This is a genomic window from Myxococcus vastator, assembly GCF_010894475.1.
GTDB lineage: Bacteria > Myxococcota > Myxococcia > Myxococcales > Myxococcaceae > Myxococcus > Myxococcus vastator.
Genome location: NZ_JAAIYB010000539.1, coordinates 1 through 5166 on the forward strand (window position 1 = coordinate 1; position 5166 = coordinate 5166).

At 68.3% G+C, this 5166-nt stretch carries 5 protein-coding genes; all 5 read left to right on the forward strand.

The annotated features are described in order from the left end of the window. Window positions 1-43 precede the first annotated feature (43 nt). The 5 genes from G4D87_RS33290 to G4D87_RS33310 are packed head-to-tail and all read left to right on the forward strand — an operon-like array spanning window position 44 to window position 4901. Window positions 44-736, forward strand: coding sequence for a hypothetical protein (locus tag G4D87_RS33290; RefSeq protein WP_163786713.1), 693 nt, complete (start codon window positions 44-46; stop codon window positions 734-736). A gap of 46 nt (window positions 737-782) precedes the next feature. Continuing rightward, window positions 783-1556, forward strand: a complete 774-nt coding sequence (locus G4D87_RS33295; RefSeq protein WP_163786714.1) for a TadE/TadG family type IV pilus assembly protein — start codon at window positions 783-785, stop codon at window positions 1554-1556. After that, window positions 1553-3199 (forward strand): pilus assembly protein TadG-related protein, encoded by a 1647-nt coding sequence (locus tag G4D87_RS33300; RefSeq protein WP_163786715.1) that lies wholly within the window; start codon window positions 1553-1555, stop codon window positions 3197-3199. Before G4D87_RS33295 ends, G4D87_RS33300 begins: the two co-directional genes overlap by 4 nt. After that, window positions 3193-4242 carry a hypothetical protein gene (locus G4D87_RS33305; protein ID WP_163786716.1) on the forward strand — a complete coding sequence of 350 codons (1050 nt, stop codon included), beginning with the start codon at window positions 3193-3195 and terminating at the stop codon, window positions 4240-4242. The genes G4D87_RS33300 and G4D87_RS33305 overlap by 7 nt, the downstream gene beginning before the upstream one ends. Beyond that, window positions 4233-4901 (forward strand): hypothetical protein, encoded by a 669-nt coding sequence (locus G4D87_RS33310; RefSeq protein WP_163786717.1) that lies wholly within the window; start codon window positions 4233-4235, stop codon window positions 4899-4901. The genes G4D87_RS33305 and G4D87_RS33310 overlap by 10 nt, the downstream gene beginning before the upstream one ends. The last annotated feature ends 265 nt before the right edge of the window (window positions 4902-5166 follow it).

Genomic DNA, 5166 nt, shown 5'->3' on the forward strand with positions numbered 1-5166 from the left:
AAGAGACAGCCCCCTGCCCCACGCCCCAGGAGGAAGCGCGCTCATGCCTTCCCGCAAGCGTTCACCCCCGGCCGTCATGCTGCTAGTCGCCGCGGCCCTGAGCGTGGGCTGTCAGGGATTGAACATGGACGAGGAGATCCGGTTCGCTTGTGATTCGAACAAGCGCTGCAGCCAGAAAAACCATACCTGCGGCCTCGACGGGCTCTGCCACCCCAGCAAGGTGCGCGGCTTCGCCTCGCTCTTCGACGCCACGGACACGTCTGGCGAGGTCCACCCTGCCGCCTATGCCACTTCGGTAGCAGGCAGCGCGTCCCGGAAAGCAGCGCTCTCGGCCCGGGAGCGGCCTGGAGACCATGACTGCGCGAAGCGCTGCGCGAAGCGGCTCGCGGGGTGCACCGATGGGTGCGAGGGGCGATTGAAGTGCCGAGAGCACTGCAGCCGCGCCTCGGACCTCTGCTATTCGCGGTGCCGGAATGTCAACGACGCGCTCGAGGTGGCCCGGCAGCGTCGCGACGAAAAGCTCTGCATGAGTGAGAAGGGCCAGATGCGACGCTGCACCGCGGCGGAAAACGAGGAACTGAACGCGGAGATGGCGCGGGCGGCGGAGATGTTCTGCGAAGATCGTCATGGCGAGCACGTCCTCTGCCCCGAGCAGCGCGAGCAACTCCAGAAGGCCAGACGTTTCATCTCAGGGGGCTGCCATGAGGCCGGCTGCGACGGTGCAGGGCAGGAATAGGCAATCAGCGCCTGGAAGCAACAAACGCCTTCAGGAAAGAAGCGCCATGCGGCGCGAATCCGGTCAGGCGTTTGTGGAAACCGCATTGACGCTCCCCCTCGTCCTGTTCGTGATTCTGGGCAGCCTGCAGCTCTTCCTGCTCTCCCAAGCCCGCCTCTTCGCGCAGTACGGCGTGTTCCAGGCGACCCGGGTCGGCTCCTTGAATCACGGTGCCTGCACGCCGATGACCCACGCCGCGCTCCTGTCCGTGCTTCCCGCGGTGCATTCCTTCCTCGGCGACCGGACGCTCCCGGGTGTCACCGCCGGCGAACAGCTCGGCGAGGCCTTTGGCCGCTTCCGCGACAATCACTACCTCGGCTACAGGGGCCCCGGCTGGAACAGCGCCGGCGCCGAAACCGAGGCGCTCGTCTGGCTCGTGCGGGAGCAGCCGGTGCCAACGGCCGCGGACGTGGTCGCGTTCGATCAGCCCCTGCCCCGCCCGGGGCGAGCGGAGCCGCTGCGACTCGAGGTCCGGATGATCTTCTGGGCGCCGCTGCGCATCCCCTTCGCGGACTGGGTGTTCTCACGCATCGCCGCGGCACGGCTGGGGCTCGACAGCTTCACGGGCCAGGACCCGCTCATGCTCACCCGGAGCGCGGAATGGGAAGCCGAGGCCCGCCCCAGCCTCGATGCCCGGATGGCGTCCGAGCTGCGGCGCAGGCTCGCGCGCGGCCACTACATGTTCCCCATTGAGGTCTCCTCCACCATGCGAATGATGACGCCTCCACGCTTGTCCGAATTCGCCGGGGCTGAGTGCTCGGCGCCGGGGTTCACGCCATGAACCTCCGGACGTGGCCGGTCGCGCGAGGACAGACGCTCGTGCTGTTCGCACTGACGCTGCTGCTGCTCGTGGTGATGGTGTGCATGACGCTGTCCATGGGCGCCAAGGTCAAGGAGCGCATGGAGCTGCAGACGCTGGCGGACGCCGCCGCATACAGCTCCGCGGTGACGACCGCGCGCGCCTTCAACTCCGTGGCGGTGATGAACCGGGTCCAGGTGGCGCACGCCGTCTCGACGCTCGGGACGCTGAGCCTCATCTCCTGGTCCACGCTGTACTGGAAGCACGCGGACAACGCGGCGGAGCTGTTTCGCCTGATGGCCGTGCCGTATAGCGTCAACACCTTCTTCCAGTGTTATCCGGTCCGCAAACCCCTGTGCGGGCTGTGCACGCGTGCGCTCGCACAGACGCTCGTGCTCGCCACGCTGTCCACCGTGCATGCGAACCAGACGCGCGGCAAGCTGCGGCGCGACACGGAGCTCTTCACCGCGGAGACGCTGCCGCGATGGAACGCGGCGCAGCGCATCCACGCCGCGCAGGTCGAGGTGCTGGCGCGTGCCCGGGCGCGCGTGGGTGACGGCCCCGAAGGGCTCGCGCAAGCGTACCTGTCCCGGGCGAACCTCGTCGCGCCCGACGAGGTCCGTGTTCAGCCCGCCGGGACGGCCGTCACCCAGCGGGAGCTGAACGACGCGGTGCTCGACCATGCGTCGGCCCGTCAAGGCAGTGAACCGCACGAGGTCGGACACCTCGTGATGGGCACCCGCGGGCACCCGTTCCTGCGCAATCGAGGCGAAGGGAGCGCATGGGACCGGATGTTCTCGTCGGACAGCGTCGGCCATCGCTCCCTCCTGCTGTTCGCGGCCGGTCACGTCTTCTACAGCGGCTCCCGCAGTGGCAAGGGCTACTACGACAGCGACTACGCGCCGCTTCCCTCGGGCCGGCCGTACGAGCCACGCGCCCATGATGGACAGGGTGGGCGGACACGCGTCGCCTTCCTCCCCGCCGCCGACGTGGGCCGGATACCGGGGGCCGTGGCGCGACTCCGCAGGTGGGCGATGTGCATGTCGCCCCTCCCCGCCTTCCCCATCGCGGGAGCCATTGGCCTGGCGGGGCGAGGGATTGGCGCTGGCGCGGTGCGGGTCACCGCGACCCAGCACGAAGGCATTGGCCATACGACCCGACACGCGGTCGAGACATTTCCACCCTTCGTCGACTTCAACGGCGCACAGGTCCTGGATGCGGCGAACCTCCAGGGGCAGCCCAAGCTGGTGACGGCGCTGTCGCGCGACCCGGTGCCCGAGCGGGATGTCTGGAACCTCTCGTTCAACTTCCGCACCACTGCCGAAGACAGCAGGTCCCTCAGCCTGGGGGGTGGACACACCTTCGGCGGAGCGCCACGCCAGGTCGCGGTGGGCTCCGGCATCGTCTACTACCACCGGTTCCAGCACTCGACGGAGCCGCCCAACCTGTTCGCGCCATACTGGCGGGCTGGCTTGACGCGGCTCTCCATCGACCGGCCCAGGGACGGGTCCCCCGATCGCACCCTGTTCGATACAGAAGCAGGTGAGTTCCTGTCGGGCACCGGGGCCACCGAGGTGCAAGGCGCGTTCGAAAGCCTGGTCAGGAACGGGTACACCGGATGGTGACGCGCAAGGGACGCCAGGGTGCCGCGAAGGGCGCGCGGGGACAGGCCATGCTGGAGGCCGTGCTCGGCCTCATCGTGCTGGTCACCGTCCTGATGTTCGGCCTGCACTTCGCCGAGCTCGCGCATCTGTCGCTGAAGGCCCATGAAGCGGTGGCGGCGGCGGCGTGGGATGCCACCGCGTATCGCGTCGAGCGCCCGGGCGTGGACACCGTCGACGACTGGGCCTGGTACGACTCGGGCCGGATTGCCGCGACGCGAGTAACCTACGCCACCAACGAGCGGTACGCGGACTGGGATGGCCGCGGCAGCACGCCGGGCGACAGGGGGACTACCCAGCTCTACTCCCAGGCGGGCACACTCAACACGGCGTGCATCCGCAGCGAGGACCCACGCAATGGCTTCCGCGTGTCCGCGACAGCCAACACGCCTGCCTATGGCGAGCCGGGCGCGCTCTCGTGCATCACCCAGGGGGCGGTGAGGACCATCAACCTTCCGGCGCGATTCCTCCAGGAGGCGGACGACGGCCTCTTCTCCACCGAGCACCTCACGCGGAGTTCCTTCAGCCTGTGCGGCCTGGGCCGGCCCGCGGCGGGTGACACCTGCCGCGGCGCGCTGAACATCCTCCTTGGGGACCACGGGCTCACGTCGGGAGAGGACGAGGAGCGGGAGGGCGCCCTCCTCCAGGACGACGTCCCTGGCCAGCGCTGTCAGAACCGGGCGTTCTACAGCCTCGCGCACGAGGCGTGGGACCGCTCCATGGGGTGGACGGGTCTGCCCGAGCGATGGGCGAACGATATCGTCGGGAGCACGCCCCGTGGGCGGGTGACGGGCTTCTACCTGAGCTTCCGAGGCGAGGAGTCCGGCACCTTCGGAGAGTCCCACGAGCGCATCTGGCAGACGCAGCCCATGGACCACAACTTCGTGGACGACCCGTCGCTGGGCCGCAGGCGCGGAACATATCGCGAGGCCTTCGACGCCGCGAACAGGCTCCGTTCGACCTCGGCGACGGGGTTTGTCTACCTCGGGAAATACACATGCGACTGAGCCGAACCTTTCTTGTCGCGGCTGTGTGGGTGATGGCGCTCACGGTGGGGACGACGGCCTCCGCGAATCCCTTCGTGAAGGACGTCCCGGGGGCCGTTTCGCAGCCGACGCAGGCGGAGAAGACGGTCGTCGACGGCGTCGTCATCGAGACCTCGACGCTCGTCTCGAGCAAGGACGTCGCGACGCTGAAGGCTCACTTTCGGGCGCTCTTCGCACGGAGGGGCCTGTACCTCGCGGAGGAGACGGCGGAGATGAAGTTGAAGCTCGGCGATCAGGTGACCGGGCTGGATCCGGAGCGCCTCATCTCGTACACCGTCATCCTGCAGCCGTCGGGAAAGAATGCGACGACGCTCATCGTCAGCTCGGCGGAGCTGGCCAGGCGGCAGCATAAGGCGGCGCCAGCGTTCGCGCCCGTCTACCCGGGCAGCGGTCCTGTCACCAGCACCCAGCTCGAATGGATGAAGTCCATGAGCTACGCGACAACGGCGACTCCGGCGGAGGTCCGCGCGTTCTATCGCGAGAAGCTCTCCGCGCAGGGTTACGCGCCGGGCCCGGACGACGCGTTCATCAAGGGCGCGGAGCGCATCGCGCTGACAGTGGCGCCGGGCGTGACAGAGCGTACCGTCTTGCTCATCCATGAGATGGGCGTCGCGGAGTGAGCCTGGAAGAATGCGCTCCAGCGCCAGTGACGCGTGAGCGTCACCCACGGAAGCGGGTCACGCGCATTGCAGAACGTCTCGGCCCTGATTGCCTACGATGAGGGAGAGGATGGACACCGAGGCAAGGCGCCGCATCCGCGCGGTCGGCGCCATTCCGGCGCGCGCCAATGCGCGGCGCCTCATTACCTTCGCATTGGAAGTCACCGGTGTCTTGGATTGCCGCCGCCACCCCAACATTCTGCCGCTGCTAAAATCAACCCCAGAC